The sequence below is a fragment of the Nocardioides immobilis genome (assembly GCF_003515065.1).
In the GTDB taxonomy this organism is placed as follows: domain Bacteria; phylum Actinomycetota; class Actinomycetes; order Propionibacteriales; family Nocardioidaceae; genus Nocardioides; species Nocardioides immobilis.
The window spans coordinates 62674-87314 of the sequence record NZ_QXGH01000024.1; the positions used below are offsets into that span (position 1 = coordinate 62674).

The 24641-nt window shown below is 69.5% G+C and carries 22 protein-coding genes; 10 read left to right on the forward strand and 12 right to left on the reverse strand.

Annotated elements, in window-relative coordinates; translation table 11 throughout:
* The first annotated feature begins 74 nt into the window (after positions 1-74).
* From D0Z08_RS19425 to D0Z08_RS19445, 5 genes are all read left to right on the forward strand, one after another.
* Positions 75-401 (forward strand): nucleotide pyrophosphohydrolase, encoded by a 327-nt coding sequence (locus D0Z08_RS19425; RefSeq protein ID WP_118926917.1) that lies wholly within the window; start codon positions 75-77, stop codon positions 399-401.
* Positions 382-2115, forward strand: a complete 1734-nt coding sequence (locus D0Z08_RS19430; protein WP_118926918.1) for a DUF2075 domain-containing protein — start codon at positions 382-384, stop codon at positions 2113-2115. Before D0Z08_RS19425 ends, D0Z08_RS19430 begins: the two co-directional genes overlap by 20 nt.
* A gap of 214 nt (positions 2116-2329) precedes the next feature.
* A complete protein-coding gene (locus tag D0Z08_RS19435) occupies positions 2330-3373 on the forward strand; it encodes a DUF2510 domain-containing protein (protein WP_118926919.1) in 1044 nt (347 codons plus the stop codon).
* Between the two features lie 454 nt (positions 3374-3827).
* Positions 3828-4484 (forward strand): acetate and sugar kinases/Hsc70/actin family protein, encoded by a 657-nt coding sequence (locus D0Z08_RS19440; RefSeq protein WP_220454262.1) that lies wholly within the window; start codon positions 3828-3830, stop codon positions 4482-4484.
* A 38-nt stretch (positions 4485-4522) separates the two neighbouring features.
* Complete coding sequence (locus D0Z08_RS19445; RefSeq protein ID WP_220454263.1) at positions 4523-4948, forward strand: NADAR family protein; 426 nt, start codon at positions 4523-4525, stop codon at positions 4946-4948.
* A gap of 417 nt (positions 4949-5365) precedes the next feature.
* On the opposite strand, the gene D0Z08_RS19450 is transcribed toward D0Z08_RS19445, so the two are convergent.
* Positions 5366-5674, reverse strand: coding sequence for a hypothetical protein (locus D0Z08_RS19450; protein ID WP_118926921.1), 309 nt, complete (start codon positions 5672-5674; stop codon positions 5366-5368).
* 296 nt (positions 5675-5970) lie between these two features.
* Here D0Z08_RS19450 and D0Z08_RS19455 point away from each other — a divergent pair, with 296 nt between their 5' ends.
* Genes D0Z08_RS19455 through D0Z08_RS19465 form a run of 3 tightly spaced genes read left to right on the forward strand, consistent with a single transcriptional unit; the run spans position 5971 to position 9503 of the window.
* On the forward strand, positions 5971-7080 hold the full coding sequence (locus tag D0Z08_RS19455) for a hypothetical protein (RefSeq protein ID WP_118926922.1): 1110 nt from the start codon (positions 5971-5973) through the stop codon (positions 7078-7080).
* Between the two features lie 37 nt (positions 7081-7117).
* On the forward strand, positions 7118-8248 hold the full coding sequence (locus tag D0Z08_RS19460; RefSeq protein WP_118926923.1) for a MoxR family ATPase: 1131 nt from the start codon (positions 7118-7120) through the stop codon (positions 8246-8248).
* A 10-nt stretch (positions 8249-8258) separates the two neighbouring features.
* Entirely contained in the window at positions 8259-9503 is a 1245-nt protein-coding gene (locus D0Z08_RS19465; protein ID WP_118926924.1) for a vWA domain-containing protein, read from the forward strand.
* 197 nt (positions 9504-9700) lie between these two features.
* Here the strand turns inward: D0Z08_RS19465 and D0Z08_RS32235 are convergent, their stop codons facing one another.
* Complete coding sequence (locus D0Z08_RS32235; RefSeq protein WP_182481393.1) at positions 9701-9868, reverse strand: hypothetical protein; 168 nt, start codon at positions 9866-9868, stop codon at positions 9701-9703.
* Positions 9869-10037: 169 nt separating this feature from the next.
* Between D0Z08_RS32235 and D0Z08_RS19470 the strand changes: the two genes are divergently transcribed.
* Positions 10038-10337, forward strand: coding sequence for a hypothetical protein (locus tag D0Z08_RS19470; RefSeq protein ID WP_118926925.1), 300 nt, complete (start codon positions 10038-10040; stop codon positions 10335-10337).
* Here the strand turns inward: D0Z08_RS19470 and D0Z08_RS19475 are convergent.
* From D0Z08_RS19475 to D0Z08_RS19520, 10 genes are all read right to left on the reverse strand, one after another.
* The gene (locus D0Z08_RS19475; RefSeq protein ID WP_118926926.1) at positions 10297-11526 is read right to left on the reverse strand and encodes a hypothetical protein; all 1230 of its coding nucleotides are present in this window, start codon (positions 11524-11526) and stop codon (positions 10297-10299) included. The two genes, D0Z08_RS19470 and D0Z08_RS19475, sit on opposite strands and share 41 nt — an antisense overlap.
* A gap of 56 nt (positions 11527-11582) precedes the next feature.
* A complete protein-coding gene (locus tag D0Z08_RS19480; protein WP_118926927.1) occupies positions 11583-12566 on the reverse strand; it encodes a hypothetical protein in 984 nt (327 codons plus the stop codon).
* A 62-nt stretch (positions 12567-12628) separates the two neighbouring features.
* On the reverse strand, positions 12629-13399 hold the full coding sequence (locus D0Z08_RS19485) for a hypothetical protein (protein WP_147381479.1): 771 nt from the start codon (positions 13397-13399) through the stop codon (positions 12629-12631).
* Positions 13400-13490: 91 nt separating this feature from the next.
* Positions 13491-14279, reverse strand: coding sequence for a hypothetical protein (locus tag D0Z08_RS19490; protein WP_118926929.1), 789 nt, complete (start codon positions 14277-14279; stop codon positions 13491-13493).
* Positions 14280-14285: 6 nt separating this feature from the next.
* Positions 14286-15047, reverse strand: coding sequence for a PP2C family protein-serine/threonine phosphatase (locus D0Z08_RS19495; RefSeq protein WP_118926930.1), 762 nt, complete (start codon positions 15045-15047; stop codon positions 14286-14288).
* Complete coding sequence (locus tag D0Z08_RS19500) at positions 15044-17548, reverse strand: protein kinase domain-containing protein (protein WP_182481394.1); 2505 nt, start codon at positions 17546-17548, stop codon at positions 15044-15046. Before D0Z08_RS19500 ends, D0Z08_RS19495 begins: the two co-directional genes overlap by 4 nt.
* Entirely contained in the window at positions 17545-18129 is a 585-nt protein-coding gene (locus tag D0Z08_RS19505) for an FHA domain-containing protein (protein ID WP_182481395.1), read from the reverse strand. Before D0Z08_RS19505 ends, D0Z08_RS19500 begins: the two co-directional genes overlap by 4 nt.
* Entirely contained in the window at positions 18117-18758 is a 642-nt protein-coding gene (locus D0Z08_RS19510) for a 4Fe-4S single cluster domain-containing protein (protein WP_118926932.1), read from the reverse strand. The genes D0Z08_RS19505 and D0Z08_RS19510 overlap by 13 nt, the downstream gene beginning before the upstream one ends.
* Positions 18737-20590, reverse strand: coding sequence for an AAA family ATPase (locus D0Z08_RS19515; RefSeq protein WP_118926933.1), 1854 nt, complete (start codon positions 20588-20590; stop codon positions 18737-18739). Before D0Z08_RS19515 ends, D0Z08_RS19510 begins: the two co-directional genes overlap by 22 nt.
* The gene (locus D0Z08_RS19520; protein ID WP_147381480.1) at positions 20587-21738 is read right to left on the reverse strand and encodes a hypothetical protein; all 1152 of its coding nucleotides are present in this window, start codon (positions 21736-21738) and stop codon (positions 20587-20589) included. Before D0Z08_RS19520 ends, D0Z08_RS19515 begins: the two co-directional genes overlap by 4 nt.
* Positions 21739-22135: 397 nt before the next feature.
* Here D0Z08_RS19520 and D0Z08_RS19525 point away from each other — a divergent pair, with 397 nt between their 5' ends.
* Positions 22136-24628 (forward strand): type IV secretory system conjugative DNA transfer family protein, encoded by a 2493-nt coding sequence (locus D0Z08_RS19525; RefSeq protein WP_147381481.1) that lies wholly within the window; start codon positions 22136-22138, stop codon positions 24626-24628.
* The last annotated feature ends 13 nt before the right edge of the window (positions 24629-24641 follow it).

A 24641-nucleotide genomic window follows, 5' to 3' on the forward strand; every position in this document is an offset into this window, starting at 1 on the left:
ATTGAGGAAGCTGAGATGGCGCGGAGGGTCTGGTTTCGGCGATGGGTGCGGGGCATCGGCACTAGGGTGACCGTGTGGTCGACGAGTCAGTGCTCTCCGCATTGAGAGAGTTCGTCAGTGAACGCGACTGGGACCAGTTCCACACGCCCGCCAGCCTTGCGCGGTCGATAGTCATCGAATCCGCTGAGCTGCTCGAGTGCTTCCAATGGTCGGATCAAGCTGCCCAGGACGATGTTCGCGACGAACTGGCCGACGTCCTCACCTACTGCCTGTTGTTGGCCAACAAGCTCGGACTCGATCCGGACGAGATTGTCCTTGCGAAACTGGAGTCGACGAAACAGAAGTACCCCGTCGATAAGGCCCACGGTCGGAGCTCGAAGTATGACCGACTTCCGGATTGACCGACTGCAGTTCAACCAGGCCGCGGTCGGCGTTTGGGGACAGCGCAACCATCAGCATCGCGACTGGCCGGTTGTGTACACACTGAACAACCACAACGAGGTGTACGTCGGCGAGTCGCTCGACGCGGGCGGCCGTCTGCGCCAGCACCTTGATCAGCGCAAGAAGTCACAACTGGTGGAAGCCAGGGTCATCATCGATGACACCTTCAACAAGTCTGCGTGCCTGGATCTCGAGTCGTATCTGATCCAGTTGTTCCACGGGGACGGGAGGCAGGTCCTCAATGGCAACGCCGGCGTGGTGGATGGCAGCTACTTCCAGCGAGAGCGCTACCGCAAGCGATTCCGCGAGATCTTCGAGCACCTACGTGCCGACGGCCTCTTCGAGGCGACGATCGAGGAGATCGAGAACTCTGACCTCTTCAAACTGTCGCCGTTCAAGTCGCTGACTGAGCAGCAAGGTGATGCGGTCGTCTCGATTGTTCAGGGATTGCTGGCGGACCTTCGAGGTGCTCCCGGCAGCGGCACGGTGATCGAGGGTGGACCCGGGACCGGCAAGACGGTGGTCGCGATCTTCCTCGTCAAGATGCTCCGTGACATCGGAAGTTGGGACGGCGAGCCGTTCGATTCGGAGACCTACTTGTCGGGGACGTTCACGCCCGAGAACGCCGCAACACTCGAAGGATTGCGGATCGGTCTCGTCGTCCCGCAGCAATCGCTCCGCAAGTCCATCCAGGCTGTCTTCGCAAAGACGCCGGGGCTGACAGCGGACATGGTCCTGTCGCCGTTCGACGTCGGGAAGAGCGAGCGTCCCTGGGATCTCCTGGTCGTCGACGAGACCCACCGGCTCAACCAGCGGGCGAACCAGACGTCAGCGCAGAAGAATCGTGAGTTCGCTGAGATCAACGTCAAGCTCTTCGGGAGCGACGGTCCCGAACACACACAACTCGACTGGATCAAGGAACTGAGCCATCAGCAGGTGCTACTGGTGGACGTCAAACAACGCGTCCGTCCGGCTGATCTCGACGCGTCGATGCTCGCGGAAGTGTGCTCCGAGGCGCTGTCCCAAGGGCGCCTGCATCGCCTCACCTCGCAGATGCGCGTGCGTGCCGGCGAGGACTACGTCGACTACGTGAGACGGATCCTGAGTCCAGCTCCGCCGACACGGCCCATTGATTTCGGCGAGTACGACGTTCGCTTCTTCGACGACATTGGCCAGATGATTAGCGCCATCAAGAGCCGCAACGCAGACGAGGGCCTGGCCCGCCTCCTGGCCGGCTACGCCTGGTCATGGGAGAGCAAGAAGGACAGTCTGCGAGCCGACATCGTCTTCCCCAACATCGAGCTCCAGTGGAACAGCAGGGTCGTCGATTGGGTGGATTCCCCGAAGTCGGTCGACGAGGTCGGTTCGATCCACACGATCCAGGGCTACGACCTCAACTACGCCGGGGTGATCATCGGTCGGGATCTGCGCTACGACCCGGTCAGCGCCAGCCTAAAGTTCGATCGCGAGCACTATTACGACAAGAAGGGGAAGCAGAACAACCCAGGTCAGAAACTGAGTGACGCCGACCTCCTCGAGTACGTCCAGAACATCTACAGCGTGCTGCTCACCCGCGGGATTCGCGGGACGTATGTCTACGCAGTCGACCCGCACCTGCGCGAGTACCTGCGCCTCTACTTTCCTGGCGCGTCGGCAGAGAGGCTGTCGCGTTGAGCGGCGTGATGAAGAATCCGTCACCCATCGCGCGAAGGCGGTGCGAACCGGAGGGTCACGTTGTCGAGGAGCTCAAGACGCGATCGGGCCTCCGGAGTGACCGCGGCAGTACTTGCTCCGCCTGGCACTGCGCGGGGCTACACCTGTCCGAGTTGCACCACCCGCTCCGAGTTCTCGAAGAGATCGACTGACACCGACCCATGGAGGGACACCTGTGAGTAACCCCCCGCCTGCCTGGCACCCTGACCCGCACAACCCCACGCAGTGGCGCTGGTGGGACGGTCTGCAGTGGACCGAACGGACTGCGCCGATGGCGCAGGCAGACACCAGAGGATCTGATCCGAACGCTCGGCGGTCGCTCGGCGCTCTCCGCGACAGGCTCCAGAGCCGTGAGCGGTCTCCCTCCGCGAAGAAGCCCGCCGGCGCTCCGGGCGGCCGGGGGGTCGCGCCGTGGTCTGAGGACCTGAAGGCGCAAGCGATCGTCGGCGAATCGTTCCACCTGGAGTCGTTCAACGCACTGGCCGCTGAGGACGGACACGGCTCGATTCCGGAGTGGGGTGTCGAGCTGGTCGACCCGGTCGCCGCGATCCTTCCCGATCCTGAGAACCCATACGACTCGTCTGCTGTCGCGGTGTGGATCAACGGGCGTCACCTGGTGGGGCACCTGCCGAAGACGGTTGCGGGAATCTACTTCGAGCGGCTGTCAACCTTCGACCCCGGTACCTACCTTCAGGTTCCCGCGCGGGTCTGGATTGGTTACCACGAGGAGTGGAACGACGACGGCGAGTCCCGCAGGATCCCCACCGGCAGCGTCACCGTCAGGATCCCGGATGTTGCCGGCATCACCCCGTTCAACGATCTCCCCGACGAGCCTCATGTGTTGCTGCCTTGGGGGAAGGCGGCGCAGATCAGTGGGGAGGAGAATCACATGGACGTCCTGCGGAGGTTCTCCCTCGGCTCGGACCCGCGCAACGTGGCAGCGACACTGCATGTGGTCGACGAGCCCCGGAAGACCGGCGCAGCGGTGCGGCAGGTTGAGGTTCGGCTCGACGGGCAGCGGGTCGGGGTCATGTCCAAAGCGATCAGCGACCAGATCGTCGACCTGGTGGCCTACGTGGACGGCCTTGGGCGCCTTCCAGTCGCTCGGGCGATCATCAAGGGATCCGACCTGCGCGCGGAGGTGACCGTCCGCGTCGCTCGTACCGCCGATGTTCCTCAGCGGTGGCTCGACTCGGTACGGCCGCAGGAGGGGACTTGAGGTCGCCGGAAGCCGATCCGCAGCTGACGTCGCTGATACCGCAAGCATCAATCGGTAGAAGTATCGAGGGCTCGCCGCACCTCAGCCAGCGACCCGAAATGCAGGACAGGAGCGGCCAGACCTGGCCGCTCCTTGTTCCCTGAATGTTCCCCGCTTCAGATCCGGTTTTCAGAAAACCGCCTCTGATGCGGGAACGTGGTGGGCGATAGTGGAAAGTGAAGTAGCAGGTCAGAGGCGGTTTCCGGAGATATCCGGGGGCCGCCTCTGGTCGTTATAGAGGGCCGATGTCAGCACAATGTCAGCAAGCGTTGCGCTCACCAGCACCTGCGAAGCGGTGCGTACGGCGGTGTTTCTGCATATGTCCGCGCGGTGTGAGGCAGCTCCTACCTCGATGTGAGGCATGTGGTCAGCGTGTTGGACAGCCATGCGGCCGACGGCGTCCTTGAGCCGGCCCATGATGGCGGGCGCAGCCCTGCCGGCAGCGGCGCGGCGACCGCGACTGACGGCCAATTTCCTTGGCGCTGGCGTCGCCGAGCCGTCAGTGTGTCGCCATACCTACCAGGAGGATGCGATGCAGGGGGGAGTACGCCGGCGACCGCCCACGCTCGGGATCGACGTTGGCGGTGCCCTTGTCGACCGTGTCGCAGAGGGGGAGGACACATCGTTCTTCGGCAATCGACCGATGGAGACGCCTGCGGTCGAGGGCTGCGAGGAGGCGGTCCGCGAGCTTCTCGACCTGTTCGGGCATCGCGTGTTCATAGTGTCCAAGGCAGGCCCGAAGATCGCCGACCTGACCAGGAAGTGGCTGGGGCAACGGGGGTTGGTCGGACCCGAGGGGATCTCCCCGGCCGCGGTGCAGTTCGTGCGCAAGCGACCCGACAAGCACCCTGTCTGCGAACGCCTCGGGATTACACATTTCATCGACGACCGGCTCGACGTCCTCAATCACCTGGCATCGGTCGACCGACGTATCCTTTTCACCGGCGGGTTGGGGGCCAACCCGGTCCCGATCGACGTGCCGCCGCGGTCCGTCGTCACCCTCGATAGCTGGCCGCGCGTCGTGGACTGGCTGCGCGAGCCGGCTTCCGGTGTCTGGGACCGATCCCGATGACGCCGACGCTCGACATATGGAGCAAGGCGCCCTCCCCAGTGGGCTTGCTCTCCAACTTCGCGCCGCACCGGTTCGAGCTCGACGGGGTGGAGTGTGCCTCGATGGAGGCGCTGCTCCAGGCGTTCAAGTTCGGCGACCCCGACGAGCAGGCCGAGATCTACTCGCTCGTCGGGTCGCGGGCCAAGAGCCGTGGCCGTCGCTCAACCTGGGTCGACACTCAGACGTTGTGGTGGGCGGGCCGGGCCTACCCGCGCCTCGGTCGGCAGTACCAAGGCCTTCTGGACCGGGCCTACGCGGCACTCGCGGGCAACCGGCGGTTCGCGGTCGCGCTGACCGCGACCGGCGATGCCGAGCTCACACACAGTCGAGGCCAGCCAGACCCGACCATGACCGTGCTCACACCCGACGAGCTCTGCTCTCGCCTGATGTCGACTCGAGAGCGTCTTCGCGCGACAACAGCCTGAGTTGCGACCTCGCGTGCGACCGATTCGCTCCTGGGACCAGCGCACCTGGCCCGACGACCGGAACGTCCTGGTGATCGACGAGGTCCGTGCCTCGGGCGACACGTTGACCATCGCGAGCGGGCTCGTGCAACACGCGCTCCCGAGTGCGTGGTCGAAGCCGCGCACTGGATCGCCACGGCCGGTGCAGATGAAACGCGGCTCGGGCGTCGCCCGGCAGTTCGAGAACCCGGCCTGGTACAGCAGCCACGCCCCCGCCGAAGGTTGCTCGCGATGCCGGCGGCGACGTGGGACGACGACATCGACCAGGGGACCGCATGCCTCTACGGCTACACCGGCCTGCGCGCCTTCGCTGCGGAGCGCCTCGCCCAGCAGGACTGAGCCGGCCGGCCCGGAGCGTGTCCGAGCCGGCCCCGCTGGCTACTCGGCGCCGACGATCCGGAGCACCGCGGCAGGCCCGCTGAGCTGGCGCCCGCCCTGCAGCACTGTCATCGTGCTCGCGATGGGCGCGGTCATCGACCGCCGCCGCGCCCGGCGCTCCTCGCGCCGGGCCGGGCGCTCCGGCGGGAGCGCGGAGAGCAGGCGTTCCGGCGCGATCCCCGAGCGCCTCGCCGAGGTGAGGATGAGGTGGCGGCACTGGCCGCACCGGCAGCGGTACGCCGTACCGGACCGGTGGAGACGCCCCGCGAGGGTGCGGGCGACCGCCTGGGTGTACGTGATGTCGTTCATCTCTGCTTCCTTTCGACCTGCGGACACACGTCTCCTGCGACGTGTGCGAGGTGGCCGAAAGGTGAGGGCTACGACATGACTGGGCGGTGCTCCATCTGGTGAGGGGTCGGCTGAGAACTGTCTCGCATCGGCGCCTGGATCGCTACGGGATATTTCCCCGCTGCCGTCAGTCGTCCCGACGTGGGGGTGCGACGAGCCGGTGGGGGAATTCTCCCGGCGAAGCGTCGGCGGTTGCTGGCAGTCTGCTCCGCGTGCTGGTGGGGGAGGTTGGGCCGGCCCCGGACGGGAGGCCGCTGGTGTTCGCGATCGAGTGTCGGACCCGCCGTACTGCCTCCCGGGGCAAGCCGCACGACGTCACCATCAACCCTGATTGGTCGGTGCGTACGCCGCACGATCTCGAGGCCGAGCGGATCGCCGCTGCCTTCGGTGGTTTCACCTCCTGCCTCGATCTGGTCGACCGAGTCGTCCCGGCTGTGCGCAGTGCACTGGGGGTGCTGCTCCGGCGGACCCCGTCACCCGTGCGACGCACCCGGGACCACAGCGGCCCGGTGGGGGAGCGGGTTCGGTGGCACGTGGCGACGGCTCGGTCGTGCCGGTGCAGCGCCGGGACCTTTCCTGACGCGGGCGCGGCGGCGGGACACCTCCGCTCGATCGCTCACCTCACGCGCCAGTACGACGTCCAGCGCCGCCAGCTCACCGAGGTCCTGGCCGCGGTCGAGACGGTATGGGGACCCTTCGACGCGGTCCCCCCGCGGGCCGAGACCGTGCGCCGCCTCGTGCGGGAGCCGCTCGGTGTGGAGCAGTTGTGGGAGGCCGGCCTCCACCCGGACGACATCGCGGCGCTGGCGACGTGCGCGACCGGAGTGACGGAGCCGCTCCCCGCCTCGTACTACCTCGGTGCTGCCTACGCCGGTGTCGACCTCGACTGGCTCCGGCGCACCGTGGCGAGCAATCCGGACCCGTCGATCGCCGCGTGGCTCGCCTGGCTGACGCCTGAGGCGGGCGCGAGCCTCGACGCGGTCGGTGCCTGGCTCGAGCTCGGGCTGTCGCGCCGTCAGGTCCTTGCTCTGGTCGAGCGGACCGTCCCCGCGCAGGCCGCGCTCGACCTGGCCGCGCAGACAGGTCGCACCCCGCGAGCAGCCGCCCGCGACCTGGCCATGTGGGCCGAGGCCCGCACGCTGCCGAGCGTGGAGCACTTCCGGTTGCTGGACGAGCACGGACTGGGCTCCGACTACCGACCGTCGGGCCCGGCGATCGACCGCGTGTGCGAGATCGCGGCGCGCCTGGGTGCCGAGGTGCCGCGCACCGACCTCGGTGTCGTCCTGGCCATCGCCGGGTCGGTGCCGGAGGTCGAGCGCCTGCTCGCGCGCGGGCTCCGCGCCGCGACCGACCTGGTCGCGTCCTGAGCAACGAGCGATTCGAAAAGAGAGAAGGAACCACTGGATGGCCATCAGGAACAGGACCGACTACGAGCACGCGTTGCAGGTTGTCGGGATCTGCGTGAGCGCGCGGATCCCGGTGCTGCTGTGGGGCAACCCGGGTGAGGGCAAGACTGCGGTGATCGAGTCCGCCGCGGGCCAAGGCTGGCACGTCGAGTCACTGATCATCAGCCACTACGAGCCCTCGGACTTCGCCGGGCTTCCTGTCGTGACTCCGGACGGCTCGGTGGATCTGGCGCCGCCGTCGTGGGCCAAGCGGCTGGCGGCAGTGGACGGACCTGCGATCGCGTTCTTCGACGAGTTCTCGACGGCGTCGCCGTCGCTCCAGGCCGCGGCGCTGCGGCCGCTCACGCACTACGAGGTCGGGTCGCTCAAGCTGCCCGACACCGTGTCCTTCGTCGCGGCCGCCAACCCGGCGGATGTCGCGACCGCCGGCTGGGAGCTCGCGGCGCCGACAGCCTCGCGCTTCGTGCACGTGGAGTGGAGCCTCCCGCTGGAGGTCTACGCCGAGGGACTGGTCACCGGTGCGTGGCCGACCCTGCCGGTCTACGAGCCGCCGGTCGACCTCGGGACGCGGACCGACGCAGAGCTGGTCCTGGTGTCGGGATTCCTCCGCGCCCGCGAGTCCCAGCTCTCCGCCATCCCGAGCGACGCGGCCGCCCGGGGGCGGGCGTTCCCGACGCCGCGGACCTGGGACCACGCGGCCCGGCTCTCGGCCTACGCCCAGGCCGTCAGCGCGCCGAAGGACGTACGCCGACTGCTCATCACCGGCTGCATCGGCGAGGCGGTCGCGCACGAGTTCCTCAGCTGGGTGAGCTCGCTCGACCTGCCCGACCCCGAGGACCTGCTCGCCGATGTGGCAGGGGCGGCCTTCGCGGGAATGCGCCCGGACCGGGTCTACGTGACCCTGCAGGGCGTGCTTGCCGCCGTCGCACGCAACAGCTCGGTCGAGCGGTGGACCGACGCGGTCCGGCTCGCCGCCAAAGCGGGGGAGACGGTGGGTCTCGACCCGGCCGTGCCCGCCGTACGAGCGCTGCTTCGGGACGGCCTGCGTCCGGGCGGTGCGGCGGTGCCGCCCGAGATCAAGGTGTTCGCCCCGGCGCTCGCCCTCGCTGGCCTGCTCCCGGGCGCCTGACGGCGACGTCATGGACCTGACGAAGCTGTCCGCGGCCAAGCTCTGGTTGATCAGCGAGCCGCCCGCCGCGAGTGTTCGCGGCAACGATGCGCCACGCGACCTGCCCTACCTCGCGACCGCGCTGTATGCCCTGGTGCCGGTCGCCTCCGGCGAGGTTCGCACGATGACGGTCGACGAGCGGTGGCGGCTCTACGTCAATCCGGGGTGGTACGACGCCACCTCGGTCCCGGACGTCGGCCGCGAGCTGGTGCACCTGGTGTGGCACCTCCTCGGCGACCATGCCGATCGTGCGCGCAGCATCCACGTCGACGCCACGACAGCGCGCTTCTGGCGGGATGCTACCGACGTCACGGTCAGCGCCACTCTCGGGCCCGACCGGCTCGCGCCTGAGGCGCTGCCGAATGTATTGTCGCTCCGGCTCGCCCCTGGGCTCACGAGCGAGGAGTACTACGCCGTGCTCTCGCGGCTCCCTCCCTCCGACGGGACCGGCGGTGGTGAGCTCGGGCCTGACGACGGCTGCGGCAGCGGCGCCGACGGCGTCCCTCGCAGCAACGAACTGCCGCCCGACGCCGAGGCCGGCCTGGACCACCCGGACGTCCGCGAGATCCGGCGTCGGGTTGCGATCGACTACCTCGACGGCGCGAAGCGCCGCTGCCGGGCTCCGGGAGACGCGTGGCGTTGGGCGCAGCACATCCTCGAGCCGAGGATCGCGTGGGAGCCGCTCCTCGCGCAGGCCGTGCGCCGCGCCGTCGGCTGGCCCGCCGGCCGCGGCGATTACACCTACACGCGTCCCTCCCGGCGCTCCAGCAGCGTCAAGGGCATCGTCCTGCCCGGGATGCGCCGCCCGGTGCCGCGAGTCGCGATGGTCATCGACACCTCCGGCAGCGTCGACGACCAGCTGCTCGCCCGCGCGCTCGGCGAGGTCGACGGTGCCCTGCTCGCCCTCGACGTCGCCGGCGGCGACGTCACCGTCTACTCCTGCGACGCCGCCGTCCACACCGTGCAGCAGGTACGCCGCGCCCGCGACGCCAAGCTCGCCGGCGGCGGCGGCACCGATCTCCGCGTCGGCCTCGCCGCCGCCGACGCCGAGCGGCCCCGGCCCGAGGTCGTCGTCGTCTTCACCGACGGCTACACCCCCTGGCCCCGCCAGCCCCCCATCGGCAGCACCGTCATCGTCGCCCTCCTCGGCCGCGAAGGCGATCAGCTTCCCCCCACACCCGCCTGGGCGACCCGCATCGAGTGCCGGCTCGACTGATGGCGTGCTGACCGGGCTGAGCCCTCAGTCGATCCGTTCCTCGAACTCCTTGTAGGTGACCCGGGTGGCCCTTGGATGGTCGACGCGGAGGCGCGCCAGGAACGTCACCATTCTTGGCGTTTCGGTCTGGAGGACCCTGCCGGAGGACTCGTGCTCCACAATCGGGCCGAGTCGAGTGACCGTGACCGCGTGGACGTTCAGTTCGATGCGAAGGGCAACGCCCTCTGCTCTCCGGTCAAGCAGATCGGCACGCGCTGCAGCACGGCCTCCGTCAGCATGCTGGAGACCTGCTCGTCTGTCTCCGTGTCGGTGCGTTCGAAGTCCAGAGGGTTCTGCCGCATCTTGAAGGAGCTGTCGTACTTCACCTGGGGAGCGTCTGACCTCGACGTCGCCGCGGCTCCTTCTCTAGGGCTGGTCACGGGCACGCTTTCACGCGGGTGGATCAGCCCGTGGCCGGACCAAATTTCACATGCTGTCCGGTGGTAGACCGCAAGAGACTGGGCCGTTGCACACCGTAGAGATGAGGTGCGCCGAATGGCCAGGTTTCGGTACGGCGACTTCGTACGTCATCGCGACGACCCGCGCGTCGGGATGGTGACAGATGTCAGCGGCACCGGTGTCGTGGAGGTCGAGTTCACGGTCCTCTTCAATGTGGCTGAGTTCGACCAGGACGACCTCGTGCTCGTCGCGCGTACCGCAAGGGACCTGGTCGCTGCAGTGAGCAGGGGTGCCGCCGCTTGTTGCTCTCCCCGGCGGGTCCAGGTCGATTGCATCGTCAACCCCTCCTGCAGCCTCACCACGGCGTGTGTGGATCGGCGACGCAGCGGGCTCTGAGTTTGAGCCTGTGGTCCTCGAGTTGGTCAAACGCATCGGTCGGGGTGCGGATCCCTCGGATGAGGAGGTCGCGGGCGACCCCGACGTCGGCAGCGACGGCCAGGACCAGGCCGGCCGAGGTGCGCGATGGCGTGCAGCCCGCGGGCAAGGAGCCGAGGAGCGAGTCGAGGGCGGCCAGATCCGGCACCAGCCGGTCATCTGCGAGGACGCGGCCGACTCCCCAGGCAAGGTCCTCCACGCCGGGTCGGCAGCCGATCCGCGCCCACGCCGCGAAGGCGTCCACGGAGGCCCGGAGCGACCGGTCGGAGTGGAGGGAGAGGGCCCTCATCTCGTCGGTCGTGTAGCCGATGTCGAGGGCTGTGCGGAGGGCTGTGACCGGCACCCCCGCGCGCAGCAGGTCCGCGCGGGCGCTGGTGGTGCGGTAGTCCTCGGCCCTGAGCGACCAGACCGCCCACGCCCACACGTCCGGATCGCCCGAAGCGGCCACCATCGCGTTGACGTAGGCATCAGGCGGACGCAGGAACGCGACGCCAGTGAAGAACGCCGCGGGAACGGACCGGCTCGGGAGCTTGAAGTGTCGGTGCGCGGCCACCGCCCAGCCGGGATGGAGCCCGGTGTCCCAGAGGATCTGGGCACCGTCGTCCTCGAGCAGCACTCCGTCGGCGGCGCCACGCGGCGCTCGGGAGTGACCGCCGTACGCCGTGACCGCGGCGGCCAGCAGCGGACGCAGCAGCCGTTCGTCGCAGGCCCAGGTCGTGGCCAGGTGATGCGGGTCGCGCGAGTGCTCCACTGCCGCGGCGACATCGTCGTGCAAGTGCGGTGCGGTATGCCCGAGCTCATCGGGTGCGCACGAGCAGTCGGCGAGCGACCACTGGTTCGTGGCGGTCCGGCGCCGCAGCACTGGGAGCGCCCGGCGGCGCTCCAGTTGCACGAAGGCCCGCAGCAGCGGGACTACGTCGGTGATGAGGTGCAGGCACGAGGGTGCCGCGCCCAGCGCTGCGGCGACCCGCTCGACCTCGAGCTCGTGACCGATGTCGACCGTCCAGTCGGGCCTGATGGTCACGGGATGCGCGTTCTCGGTGAGGGCGCCGGAAAGATCACCGCACGGCACCTCGACCACCAGCGCGCCGCGACGCGGTGCGGGCCCGGCGTCGGGCCCGCACATCCGGATCCGGGCATCGGTGTCCATGGCTGCACCGAGGGTGCCGTGTCCACGCTGCCTGCGGCGGGGAAATGTCCCCGTGCTCAGTGGCGGAAGAGTTCGACGACCTCCGGGTGACCGAGGACACGGCCGAACGTCCCCCAGAAGTCGCCCTGGTCGTTGTTGCGGTTCTGGTACGGCCGCCGTGTGCCCTCTCCTTCGAGCCACTCCTGGTACGCCGCCCGGTTCGCCTCGAGCAGGCGGAGAGCGTCCCTTCGGGCCGCCTCAGCCGAGTCGGGCAACTTCTCCACGGCGTAGATCGCCACGTTGATGCTGTGGAGGACGGCGAGGTCGATGTCGCGCTCGATGTCGCGAATCCTGACGACCTTTCCGCCGATGGTGTGCAGGGGCGATCCCTGGTCGCGAAGGTACAGGATCGCCGCGATGAGGCCCTTCTGGTGGTCCCAGAACTTGTTGTGCTTCTTCACCCCGGTGGAAAGGACGGCTGTCTCCGGGTCGAACCCGTCGCGCAGTCGCTCCCACACGTCGGAACGCGGGCCGTCGTACAGGAAATTGCCGAGGAGCTGATCGCCGCGTTCCTCCCTGATGAAGCGGACGGGGTGCACGATCGAGGCGCCGCACCGGCCTGGTTCGACGGTGCCCTCGACGGACGCGCGGATGAAGCTGAGCAGACTGGCGGCATCTGCGGACGTCTTGCCCCACAGCGGCAGTGGTCCCTCGGCGACCTCCGCGGCAAGGACGGCGGCCAGGCTGCGGTCGTCGTCGACGTCCGCCGTGCGGAGGATGATGGGCGCGGAGCGCCGTACGTCCCGGAGCCAGGCACTGATCCGATGGGTGGCGACGATGCCACCGGCCGGTCCGGGGCCGCGATTGCCGAGGTCGAGGTCGACCACCGCGGCCGCCACGTCGTACGGGCCGTCCGGCCACCCCTCGGGCTGGCCGCCGGCCATCATCACCTCGAGGTCGGTCAGGTCGTCGGAATGCAGGACTCGGACATCGGCGTCGGCCCACTCGCGCGCGAGCAGGGCCTCCTCGCCGTCCTTGTCGTCGATCAGGAGCACGTCCACGGACGTATCGTGGCGAAGGTGGAGCCGCCCGCGGGCCACTTTCGCGGAACTGGTTCCGATCGCTACGGGAGGATGAGCCGCTCCACCACTCGCATCTGGGCGAGCGCAAACTCCGCCTCAAGGTACGGCGACGGCGGCTCGTGCGCGACGTGCGCGTGCCACAACCACGCGTCGTAGAGCTCTTCGAAGTCACAGCGCTCGACCGCAGCCTCGACCCGGCGACCCACTGTGACGCGGACCGACTGCTTCTCGAGGTCGCCGGGGGCGACGTGCCACAGGTCGGCGATCAGCGACCAGATCTCGCCGATCGCCTCCCGGTGGGTGAGGATGCCGCGGCGGTAGAGATCCCAGCGCGTGTCGTGCTGCCGCTCGTGGAACGCCAGCAGTCGGCGCACGACCACCCAGCCGCCGTCGTTCAGGTCGAGTGCACGGAAGATTCGGAGCGCGTCGAGGAGAACCCAGTGCGCGACCCCGCCCGGACCTCCGATGTGCTCGGCGAGCAGGACCAGTGCGGGCGCGAGGGCTCCGCCGTCGCGGGTGGTTCGCGCGGCGAGCATGAGCGCGCGTGCGGCGGTGGAGGCGTTCGCCCGCTCGCGTTCGTAGTGCGCGATCGCGGCTGCGTGCGCGGCCTTCCACTCCGGATCGGCCGTCTGGGAACGCCGCTGCTGGTGGATCTGGACCAGCCCGACCAGCCCAGCCTGCCGGTTGGTCGCCAGCAGCGCGGCGCGCAGGCTCGCCTCCAACGCCGGATCAGCGGCGTTCAGGTGCGCGAGCGCGTCTGCGTCTGCGGCATCGCGGACCACCCGCCACGCGCGCAGCTCTCTATCGTCCATCAGTCCTCCACCTCCCGTAACGGACCGACCAGCCTCGCCGAGGAGTACATCCGCCGGCGGGGTGATTTCCCGATCGGCCGGGCGGATCGGCTCAGGGCCTGTCGCGACGGAACGGGGAGGCCAGCAGCGTCAGGAGGAAGTACGCCGCACTGAAGCCGACGAGCATCGTCAGGCCGGCGGTGACGCCGGGCAGCGTGCAGGCGTTGCCCACGACCGTCGAGGTGCCGATCAGCGCGAGCGCCGCGGCCGGAACGGCGAGGACGGTGACGATCTCCGGTGCCGCGCCGGCGAGGGCACCGAGCAGCATCGCAGCCACCATGGAGACGATCTGTCCCCACCCGGTGAGCTCGACGCCGAGGGGTGACGCCAGGAAGACCACGACCTCGATCGCTCCGAACGCCGCCAGCCCGACCTTGGGGAGCTGCTCCGGCCGGAGGAACATGGTGTGGAGGCCGGCCCAGACGAAGAGGGTGCCCATGAGGAGCACCTGGACCACCCTGGTCCCAGGGCTGGAGGGGGCGCAGGCGGTGCCCGCGACGTACGCCCCCGCCACCGCGAGCGTCGCGATCGCACCGACGATGCCTCCAGCGAGGTCGACGAACCACCTAACTCCGCTGCCGCCGAGAGAGCAGAAGAATGCGAGCAGGCCGAACGCTGCCCCGATCGTGGCGGCGTCGCCGGCGGGGCTGCCCGAGAGTTCGAGCAGCGACGATGCGGCGAGCATCGTCAGGAACGGCGTGATCCAGCCGATGGTCGGTCCGTCGGCCATGCGGTAGTCGCGCAGGCGCGGCTTCGCCGTGGTCGGCCGGATGCCCCCGAGCAGCAGGAACATGATGCCGACGACACCCGCGAACACGACGAGCAGCGAGAGGATCTCCACGCCTGGTCAGCCGTTGTCGTCAGAATCAGCAGCCACCTCGGACCGGTCGGCGACGTCGGCCACGATGACGGAGACGTTGTCGGGTGCGCCATTCCGGACGGCGGCCGCAATCAGGGCGCGCGCCGCGTCGTCGATCGGCACCGGCGCCTCGGCGAGCGCGACGATCTCCTTGGTCGTCACGCAGTCGGTGAGGCCGTCGGAGCAGAGCACCAGCCGTTCGACGTCGACCGGGTGGAACCAGTCCGCATGGGCGTCGATCGCGGTCGGCTGTGGCGATCCGCCGAGACACTGGCCGATCACGCTGGGCCGGTCGGGATCGCCGACCCGGTCGATGACCGCGAGCTGTCCGGCGTACCCGTCGCGCAGGCGCAGGATCGAGCAGTCGCCGACGTTGAAGATCAGCAGCCCAGCCGGGCCGAGCACGAGGCCGGCGATCGTGGCACCCATCGCCGCGTGGCCCTCGGTCAACTGCCCCTGCTCTCGGACGGCGTCGGACACTCCCTGTACCAGTCGGTTCACCTGGCTCGGCCCGGTCGCCGTGTCGAGCCGGAGATCGCCCAGTGCGCGCGAGGCGGACCACGACGCAAGCGCACCTCCCACGTGACCGCCCATCCCGTCGATCACGGCCAGGACGCCCCCTGCCTCGAGGTCCATCGTCAGCCGCGCGCCGGACTGTCGGCTCGACCAGCCGGCGACGTGGAGACAGTCCTGGTTCTCCGTCCGGACGACCCCAACATGGGTGATGGCCGCGACGCTGGCGACGATCATTGGTAGTCCGCCACGCGGAAGATCACCGGAGCGCCGCCGTCACCCTCATAGGTGAAGATCAGCGAGGAGGGTTCCGCTTCAGGGTTGTTGACACTGACCGGAGACCCGCTGCCGAACCCGCAGCACCGGTAGCGCCGCCGGCCGTCGAGGTTGATCGACTCGACCTCGGTCAGGCCGCGGTAGAGCCGTACCCGGTTGCAGCCCTCGAAGGGTGAGTCCTTGATCCGGAAGGTCCAGACCGACCAGGCCGGCTCGGTCTCACTCACGGCGCCGCCACAGGTGAAGAAGTTCTCGAACTCGGGGTCGTAGGCCTTGTTCGCGGTCGCCTGCTCCGCCGCGTCCCACTTGTCATCGGAGATCGGGACCAGGATCAGTGCTCCGACCAGGCCGAGTACGCCGAGCACCGCCGCGCCGATGCGTCGCCCGAGCAGCGCGCGGAACCCGAGGACGGCTGCGAGGACCATGAGGAGCGCCGCACAGCCGGCGATCCAGTTGGAAAGGAAGTAGGTGCCGAAGCTGCGCGCTCCGTCGACCGGGACCAGGCCGCTGTTGTCCCTGCCGAACGCTCCGTCGAGCGCGAAGGTCCCCAGCAGCCACGGGACGAGCACTGTGATGCACCCCGCCCCGGCGAGGAAGACGAACGCGTAGTCGCCGCCGTCGGGACGGGCCGCCCGGACCCGCGCACGGCGACGCTGCCGGCGCTGCTCCGCCTCAGCCGCTGCCTCCCGCCTCCGCCGGGCGATCTCGGCATCCTGCGCCTGCGCGTGGTCCTCGTCCGCGAGCGACAGGGTCGCCATGAGAAGGAGGGCTTCGACCGGTGCTGCTTGGTCGCTGTCGACGGCCACCCGCAGGGGATCGACCCAACCCGCGGTGGCGGGCCGGCCCTCGAGCTCCGAGCGCACCGCCTGCTGGATCGCCTCTGCGTGGTCCGGGCTGAGGGCCGCGAGCAGCAGCTCACCCTCGAATCGACGGTGGGCAGGGGTGATCGTGGCGGGCAGGGCGACGGACGGTGCCCGTCCTTCGACTGCATGGTTGTAGTAGGAGCGGCGACCCTGGTCGAGCCTCGACGTGGTCGCGTCGAGGGTGTCCCACCAGCTGTTGAGCTGGTTGTCGATCCGCGCGAACGCGGTGTGTTGGGCGTCGCCCATGGTGTTGGTGAGGACGTGTTCGCGCCGAAGTGCGCTGATCCAGCTGGCGGCGCCTTCGTCGCCGTTGACGGCGCTGTGGCCGGCGGCGGCGAGGCTGTCGGGGGTGAGAGGGCGGCCGCGGAAGACCAGCCGGTCGTCCGGGGCGAGGAGGCGGACGAGCTCGAAGACGAGTCCGTCGGTGGTGATGAGCTTGCGGTCATGCCGGTCGAAGGTGCGGTGGGCCTCGGTGGCGACCGATGACTGGGCCAGGGCGTTGTGGAGCATGGTCTTCCCGCGCCCGTTGAGGTACTCGGCCGCCTCGTCCCAGCGGCTGGCGAGTGCCCGGCCGAGCTGGTCGACGGAGGTGAACTCCTGGCCACCGAAGCCGGCGAAGGCCCATCCGCGGTCGGCGACCTTGGGGGCGGTGGACTGATGGATCGTAGGGCTGTCCCCGGCGAGCCAGGCGCGGACCTGGTCGGCGCCCCATCGGTGGTCGGCGCTCTTGGTGAGGAGGCCGCGCAGGAGGAGCTGCCAGCGCGGATCCTCGACGCCGTCGAGGGGGACCTCGTTCTCGATCAGGTAGCCGAGGATGGTGACCTCGTCCTTGCGATAGCCGTTCTCGTCGTCGAAGGGGTGCCGTTCGCACAACAGCTCGTAGAGGGTGATCCCGACCGCCCACCAGTCCGACTCCAGCCGCCAGATGCCCTGGGCGGTGTCGGGGGAGCGGTAGCCGGGTGTGGCGGACCGGCTGCCGACCTGGGCTCCGGCGAGGAGGTTGCGGACCAGACCGAAGTCGGCCAGCACCAGGTCGATCGGGTCCAGGGACCGGATCAGGATGTTGCTGGGCTTGATGTCGCGGTGGAGGAGCTCGCGGGCGTGGGCCGCGGCCACGGCTTCGGTCAGGTCCGCGACCACGGCGTGCGCCACGGCGTCGGGCAGGGTGCCGGCGAAGTGTTGGCGGATGTCGCCGATGGTGCCCAGGGGGAGGTATTCCTGGATCTCCCAGCACTCCTCGCCCCACTGCCCGAACGTGGTCGGCACGATGTGCTCGGCAGGTGCGGTCGCGAGCTTCTCGATCACCGTCGCGTCCAGGCGGGACATCGCGACCGAGTACAGTTTGATCGCGACCTGGTGCCCGTCGACGATCCGTTCGCACAGGTAGACCGAACCCTGACCGCCCAGCCCCAACCGTCGTACGATCCGGTACTCCTCGGCCAAGGGTGCCGGCAGGTTGTGCGCGATGAACCCACCGGCCGGCGCTCCCGGCCGGTCCTCCAGCTCGGTCGGCCCCGCCGGCCCTCCCGCGCCCTCCAGCGCGGTCGGCTGGATCCCGCCCGGACCCTTCTCCAGCTCCGTCCGCTCACCACCACTCACGACGACCGCACCTCCATCTCGAACCGACGACCCAGCCCGATCCGGATCCCATCTGTGACAGGCAGCTCTGCGGCACCGGCGATCCGGATCCCGTTCACCCAGGTGCCGTTGGACGATCCGAGGTCGCGCACGTGGAGGTCGCCGCGCCAGATCGTGATGCTGGCGTGGCGGCGGGAGACACCGGGGCTGCCCTCGGTCAACCGCGCCCAGGGGCTCTGCCCGGGGTCGCGGCCGAGGATCACCTCTTCGCCTTCGCGCAGCGTGATCCGGGTCCCGTCGGCGGCGACGAGCGCCAGGCCGCCGGGCGGAGCCGGCTCGACGGCCGGGTCGACCGTCGGGGCGACCTCGGCGTCGACCGGTGTGCCGCAGTAGGGGCACGCCCCCGCGCCGTCCGGGAGGGCCTGACCGCAATCGGGCCGCACGCAGTGGCGGACGGGTGGGGGTGGTGGCGGAGGAGTTCGTACCTTCTCGCCGACCCGCACGAAGCTGGTCGCCCCGCAGATGCAGTCGCCGGGATCGACGTTGAAGACGATGTCGCAGTCCGGGTTGACGCACGTGTAGCCGGTGCTCAGCTCTGCCACGAGACCTCCTCGAAGTCGATGCCGCGCGCGTGCATCAGCTGGCGGAACCGATCGAGGTCGCCGGACCGCGGCAGCCCCGCGAGCGTGACGTCGCCGTCGTTTGCTGCTACCTGGACGACGGGAGCGGCGGGTACGGCGAAGCGGTGCTGCCCGCGTCGGGTGCGCAGCACGAGCTCCTGGTTGTCGGACGCGCGCAGCCAGCCGCCGGCGCCACGGCCTGGAAGGTAGGGACCACAGACGAGTGCGTCGGCCTGCTCCCACAGACCGGGGCCGAGCCGCTCTGCCCGCGAGGCGGTGTAGCCGGTGAACACGAGGACGTCGTGGTTGCGGAGCGGGTCGATCTCCCGGAGGCGGGTGAGCAGCTCGGCGACGGCGGGTGCCTGCTGGAACGGCTCGCCGCCGGTGACGGTGATGCCCGTGATGTCGTCCGTCAAGGCCCGGGCGACGCGGTCGACCGCCTCGGCGAGCTCGAGTGAGCTACCACCGCTGGGGTCCCACGTGTCGACCGATGCGCACCCGGAGCACCCGATGGTGCATCCCTGGACCCAGACGCCGACGCGGAGCCCGGGACCGAGCGCAGTGAGCGGGGCGACGATCCGGCTGAGGGTCACCGTACGACGAGGTTCCACGCGCCCTCCTCCTGCACGATGTCATCGACCTGGATCGGCCGGTTCGGGTCGTCGTGGAAGAACACGGCGCGGGCCAGGGGGTTGGTCAGCACCGACTCGACCCGCTGCCCGATCCCGCGTCCGCCCATCTCGAGATGGGCGCAGCACTGCTCGGCCAGCACGGCCATCGCCTTCTCGGAGAGCCGGACGTCGATGCCGTGGAGCGTCTTCGCCCTACGGATCGCGTTGCGGACGAACACCTCGAGCAGGTGGGCGGCGATATCGGGGCGGATGTAGTCGAAGACCACGATGTTGTCGCCGATCCGGTTGAGGATCTCGGGTCGGCCCAGGTGCTCGGTGAAGTGACGTCCGATGGCCCGACGCACGTGGTCGTCCAGGTCGTCGTACGTCATGTCCGGGTGGGGCAGCTCGCCGGAGGGGAGGGGGTCCGCCATCCCCTTGTTCGAGGTGAACACGATCAGCGACTCGCTGAAGTGGACGGTCGCTCCCGAGCCGTCGGTCAGGCGCCCGTCACTGAGGATCTGGAGGAACTTGTCCATGATCCGCTGGTCGGCCTTCTCGATCTCGTCGAAGAGCACGAGGCTGAACGGACGCTGCCGGATGGCATTGGTCAGCTCGCCGCCCGCCTCGTGCCCGACGTACCCCGGAGGCGCGCCCATCAGCCGCAGATCGCTGCCCTCGTGCCCGAACTCGCTCATGTCGAACCGGATGTAGGCGTCAGCGTTGCCGAAGATGACCTCGGTGAGGGTCTTGGCCAGCTCGGTCTTGCCGACGCCCGTTGGTCCGGCGAAGAACAGGACGCCGCGCGGGCCGGCCGCCGTGCCTCCCGCGTGCGCTGCCGTCATGCCGGTGGTCGACCGCATGAGGATGTCCAGCGAACGACGGATCGCGCTCGGTTGGCCGAGGACGCGGCCGCGCATGTAGTCCTCGGCGGTGCGGATCTTGTCCTTGAGCGACGCCTGGCTCCAAGGGTTCTCGAGCAGGCCGACCCGATACATGCGCACCGCGTCGTCGATGTCGCCGGAGGAGATCCGCTGGTCCTGGGCCAGGCGCACCACCTCCCGCATCGAGCGCAACGTCATCCCCTCGGTGCGGGTCGCGAAGATGCTCAGCTCCTCGCCCGACATCGGGCCGGGCGGGGCCGGCTGTTGCGCGAGGCCGACCGCGATCTGTCCCGCGGCCTGCGAGCGCGCGTCGAGGGTCGGCAGCGGGATCGGGACCTGGTGGATGCCGTCACTCGTGCCGACCATCCACCCCGGGAGATCGGACGGGCGGTCGACGATCCACAGCACCGGGTTGAAGAGAGGGGCCCGCCCGATGGCAGCGCCGGAGGTGCGCTGGGTGTTGTGCACCCGCTGGAGAGCCGTGCGGAACAGCGCGTGGTGCGCCTCGGAGAGAGGCTCGCCGGTCGGGGCGAACTGGGAGACGTAATCGACGATCAGCGCGATCCGGCGCTTCGGCTGGATCGTCGGCTGGACCACGCGCACCAGCTCGGTGAGGCGCTCGATCGACAGCAGCTGCCCGTCCGGCGCGGACCAGGTCTCGTCGCCGGAGAGATCGTGGAGTGCTCGCTGGGCCGTCTCGGGCTCGTTGGCGCGGAGTCCTGCCACCGGGTCGTAGGTGAGGACGGCCTCGAACGTGTTGAGGGTCAACAGTGCGTCGATCGCGTCGACCGTACGACGGAACCGGTGGTGCTCGCCGTCCGGCACCAAATGGTCGTCGCGGACGTTGCCGTGGAGGATGAACTGCGCGCAGATCGGCAGGTGGGCGTCCACGTCCCGGAGCCAGTGGGGGAACCGCCCCAACACCTCACGTCGCTCCTCGGGGGTCATCCGCTCGTCCTCCGCGCGGCCGTGCGCCGCCGTCGCCTGGCCGTGACCGCCTCGGCGTCGAGGTGCTGCATCGGGAGCGCGCCGGCTGCGACCCGCCGGACGAGCGACGCGTCCACCCCGCGGGTACCGAGACTCTCGGTGAATGCTGCGATGTCGGCGCAGTGGTCGTCCTCGATCTCCTTGTCACGGAGGGGGTCGGTCTCCGACGTGGCCACCACATTGGTGGCAAGGCCGAGGCCGTCCTCGTCGAACCTGACCTGGAGGGCGTGAGCGGTCCAGTCGCGGTGGGGGAGCAGGGCGGCGTCACCGGAGAGCGCGACCTCGCTGAACTCGGGCCCGGGCTCGTAGCCGAGCTCGCGCCACACCTCGATCGCCTGCGCGATGACGAACGCGCGCTCGGCGTTGAGCTCGGCCGCACGCACAGCCGCTAGAACGGTGGGCCGCAGCGCCTCTAGGGAGGCCCGGTCTGGCGCGCCGTCGACCCGCGCGATCAAGGTCTCGGCAGCCGGGCCCGAGACGCGCGCGATGATGGCGACGAACTCGTCCCTGAGCACGGCACGGTCATGACGATCCCGCTCCGCCCGGACGCCGTCGGCGACGCGGGCGGCGTACTCGAGCCAGTCCTGGCGGCCGGCGGCCCGGTCGGAGTCCAGCAGTCGCTCCAGCTCGTCGGTCAGCTGTGCCTGCCGCCCGCCGGTCGACCCCAGGAGGCTCGACAGGAGCTCGACGGGAGCTTTCACCGCGCTCAGGGTCGGGGCGGCCGCCGCAACCGGAGCCAGGGCCGTCACCACGAGCTCGCCGTTGGCGTCGAGGGCCGAGCGGAGTCGATCCAACGCGACCTGGGCGCGCGCGGCTGCGCGGGCGGTCGCGGCCTCCTCGATCCGGCGGCTGACGGCGGCCCGGCCGCGTTCGAGATCGACGACCGCGTCGAGGTCGGCATCCGAGGGCCGCTGCAGTCGGGATCGGTCGTAGCCCACGGCCGCCAGCTCCCGCCAGACGTCGATCTCGAGGCCCGCCGCCCGGCAGCGCGCGTCGGTGGCGGTCAGCTGCTCGACGATCTGCAGCCAGGTACGGCGCCGCGCGGCCAGCTCACGTTCGCGGCGCAGCCGCTCGGCCAGCACCGCGTTGAACCCCTTGGGGCCGCTCATGAGCGCCACCGACCGTCGACCTGTTGAGCCCCCACGATTCGTCCCCTTCTGACGCCCCCACAGCGTCCGGCAGCCGAAGCGTAGCGATCGAACGCCGCCCTCATCGGGGAAATCTCCACCGCCGATGATCGGAGAGCTCCGGCGGTGGAGATCTTCAGCGCGTGGGCGCCGGATCGATCCTCACGAGCGGACCATCGCTGTCGGGTCGGAGTCGGAGCAGGAACGCTCCCCGTCGCCGATCAGCGTCAGGCGCGGTCTGGGGCTCGTGACCGGAGCGATCCTCGGGGTGCTCCTCCGACATAGGGAATCCTCCGCTCAGGGATATCCGCGATCGGCTCCAAGCCCGTGATCGCGCCGCTACTGTACTGCGCACCGAGCGAGGGGATGCGCTTTGAAGGTGGCGGTGCAGCAGGTCGACGGTCGCTTGATCATCGCCCACCGGCTGGTTTCCATGCGGACGGTCGACGACGCCGACCCCGACGAGATCCGGCGTGACCTGGTCGCGGTGGTGACGGCTCTCGAAGGGCACACCGACTGCTCGTTCACGGTTCAGTGGATGTGCGACCCGCGGCCGAACGATCCCCAGGACGGCGTGATCGACGTCGCAGTCCTCACCGCCTTCAACGGCGGGTCGCTGCCGGACCGGATAGACGAGGTCGCTGATGACGTCGTCGACCTGCTGAACGGACCGCCGGGCGTGTGGCGGTTCGAGGTCGTCGAGGACGAGCTGGCGCTGGCCGTGCTGCTGGACCCGATCGTGCCGACGCACCTCGCAGGGATCGTGCGAAGGGAGGCGCCGCTCCGACCGGACCTCCAGTCGGCCACGCTCGGGTTCGGGGCGTCCGGCACCCGCAGACCGCAGCCGCGTCCGGACCTGTGGAGCATGTGGACCCTCGGTCCGCCGTCCCAGGACACCCATCGGATGAGCGCAGCGCTCCTCGCGCAGGAGGCGCCGGTGTGCGTTCGGATGACGATCGCGCCGACAGACCTGACCACCCAGGAGGTCGAGCTGCTGGAGGACCTGGTCTCCCGGCAGGGCGCGGCTTCCGAGAGGCAGCTGTCCGTCCAGGCGTCGTTGCACACGCTGGAGACGATGCTGTACCTGCGCCCGCTGTTCGAAGCGTCGTGTGTCGTCGCGAGCCCCGACCCGCTGAGCGCGTCGTTGCTGTCGATGATCGGGCACACGCTCAGTGAGCCGACGCCGCACCACGAGCCCCGCGGCGTGCTCGCGGGTGGCTACACCGTTGTCCGGCAGACCCAGCGCGCAGCGCTGCGAGCCGCGTACACCGACCTGGGGACGACGAGTGTCGGTGGCGGGCTCGCAGCGCCGGGTCTGGAACGGCTGCGGCACCTCCTCGGCGCGTGGGAGGCAGCGAACCTCTTCCGACTGCCCGTCGCTGGATCCGACGGTGCACCTGGCCACCACCTCGACGATCGGCCGAAGCTCCGGGGCATCCTGCAGGCGCTCCCGTCCGACGGTGCGCAGATCGGCAGCCTCGCCGGCCGCGACCGTCCGGTCGCGATCGACCACACCGACCGACTCCGCCACACCTACGTCGTCGGTCAGACCGGCACCGGCAAGAGCACGTTGCTGCTCAACCTCGCGTCGGCGGACATCGACGCCGGGCACGGCGTCTGCGTCATCGATCCTCACGGCGACCTGGTCGAGGACCTCCTGCGGCGCATCCCGTCGAACCGGATCGACGACGTCGTCCTCATCGACCCGGCAGATGCCGTGGCCGTCCCTGGCGTCAACCTGATCGAGGCCGAGACCGAAGCGCAGAAGCGCTACCTGGTCAGCGAGACGGCGAACATGATGTACGCGCTCTTCGATCCGACGCGTCAGGGGATCGTCGGGCCGCGCTTCGAGTCGATGATGCGCAACTGCATGCTGCTGCTGGAGCACGTCCGCGACATCCCCGGCTCCTTCCTCGACGTCGCCACGGTGTTCAGTGATCCGGCAGTTCGGGAGTTCCTGACCCGTCGCATCAGCGACCCGCAGCTCGCGGAGTTCTGGCTCGGCGAGTTCCCCGCCAGCCAGCGATCGAACGAGGCCGGCGAGGTGATCGCCTGGTTCCGGTCCAAGTTCGAGGTGTTCCGCACCAGTCCGGCCCTCCGCGCCGTGATCGGACAGGCACGGTCGACGATCTCCTTCTCCGACGTACTCGAGAAGAAGCAGATCCTCCTCGTCAACCTCTCGAAGGGGAGTCTCGGCGAGTACGACTCACGGCTGCTCGGTCACGTGATCGTGATGAAGCTGTGGGCCGCTGTGCTGGAGCGCACCAACCGCGCGGCCGAGGACCGGGAGCCGTTCTTCCTCTACATCGACGAGTTCCAGAACGTCACGACCGATTCGCTGGCGACGATGCTGGCCGAGGGCCGCAAGTACGGCGTCGGCCTGACCTTGGCCAACCAGTTCTTCGACCAGCTCGCGGTCAACACGCGCAACGCTCTCCTGGGCAACGTCGGCACCAAGCTGGCACTCCGGCTCGGACCGCACGATGCACCGGCGTTCGCGCAGTGGCTCGGGGCGCAGGTCGAGCCCGACGAGTTGAGCAGACTCCCGAACCACCATCTCGTGGCCGCGTTGTCTCCGGGTGGGATCCCGACCGCGCCTGTTCTGATCGAGACCTGCGGTCCGTGCGCCCGGTCAGCCACATCCGCAGACGACGTGCGCAGCGCGTCCCGTGCCCGATGGGGCCGCCCTGTCGGGCAGATCACCGATGAGTTCGTCGAGCGCTGGGCGGCCGTTCCCAACTCCTTTGCAGCGAAGGCGAAGGCACACCGCGACCATCGCACCGTCGAGGAGCCGCGTGCGTCCGCCCCGAGCGAGCCGAGCTTCCTGAGCTCCTGGAAGGCCAAGCGGAGCGAAGGCGCCGACGACGTGTAGGAACCGACGCGGG